The organism is Haemophilus haemolyticus, assembly GCF_003493605.1.
In the GTDB taxonomy this organism is placed as follows: Bacteria; Pseudomonadota; Gammaproteobacteria; order Enterobacterales; family Pasteurellaceae; genus Haemophilus; species Haemophilus haemolyticus_J.
Genome location: NZ_QQKA01000020.1, coordinates 1 through 1,349 on the forward strand (window position 1 = coordinate 1; position 1,349 = coordinate 1,349).

Consider the following 1,349-nt stretch of genomic DNA (forward strand, 5'->3'; position numbering starts at 1 on the left):
TGATCTGCACCCCAAAAGTTGGACTAAATAACCAACTCACTAAGGTGCAGATTTTTTATGACCAAATACAATTTTCTTTTCAAGCAACAAGTCATCGAATTTTATCTTCAAAATGGTAAAAATAGTTCACTTACCCGCAGGCATTTTCAACTTGCCGAAACAACATTAGAACGTTGGATTAACCAATTTAATCATAGTGGAATCAATGGGCTAGCCGTACTGGGTAAGAAGCGAAATTACTCACCTGAATTTAAACTTAACGTGATACAAGCGGTTAAAAATGGGCAATTTTCTGCAGAAGCCGCTTGCTTACATTTTGGTATTGCCAATTCAGGCATAGTTAGCCAATGGTTGAAAGCCTTTGAAAAACAAGGTATAAACGGCTTAATCCCCAAACCTAAAGGTCGCCCAACCATGAAACCGAAATACCCTAAAATGCCGCCTAAGCCTAAAACACGAGAGGAAGAACTAGAATTGGAAAATCTCCGACTACGTGCGGAGAACGCAATCCTAAAAAAGTTGCAAGAGCTCAACCAACAAAAAATGCAGAAAAAGTCACTATCGTAAAGGCATTACGCATTCATTTTCCGCTGCCCATTTTATTAGATTTAATCGGCTTGGCACGCAGTGTTTTCTTCTATCACTTGAAGACGAAAAACGATAAAAATTCAGCACTCTCACAAGCAATCGCCACTATTTATCATGATAATCACGGAAACTACGGTTATCGCCGTGTGACGTTTAAGCTAAGAGAAACCATTAAAATTAACCATAAAAAAGTGCAACGTATTATGCAATGGTTGGGGCTTAAAGGAAAATGCAAGACACAACAATATCGTTCTTATCAAGGTGAAGTCGGGCATATTGCGGATAATCTGTTACAACGCGATTTTACGGCAACACAGCCTAATGAAAAATGGACAACTGACATTACCGAGTTCAAGTGTGCGGAAGGCAAGCTCTATTTATCCCCCATTAAGGATTTATTTAACAATGAAATTATTGCTTATGATTTAGCTCGAAGCCCGAACTTTGAGCAAATTACCCGAATGATGAAACAAGCTGTAGCAAGGCTTGAAGGCGCAAAACCGATTTTACATTCGGACCAAGGTTGGCAGTATCAGATGATAGGCTATCAAAACATACTCAGGGAGAATGGCATTCAACAAAGTATGTCAAGGAAGGGGAATTGTTTAGATAACAGTGCGATGGAAAGCTTCTTTGGGCGATTAAAAACGGAATGTTATTACGGCAAACGATTTGAGACGTTCGAACAACTGGAAAAAACGATTCATGAATATATTCATTATTACAACCATGAGCGCATTCAGGGGAAACTAAAAGGACTC

At 39.1% G+C, this 1,349-nt stretch carries 1 protein-coding gene; it reads left to right on the forward strand.

Translation table 11 applies throughout. The features are described 5' to 3' along the window. Positions 1-57: 57 nt before the first annotated feature. Positions 58-1,349, forward strand: a protein-coding gene (locus tag DV424_RS08805; protein ID WP_118859757.1) for an IS3 family transposase whose coding sequence is annotated in 2 segments (ribosomal slippage) — positions 58-511 and positions 511-1,349 — 1,293 coding nt annotated over the 2 segments. Because the reading frame shifts where the segments join, the coding sequence is not laid out codon by codon here. This gene is flagged as partial in the annotation.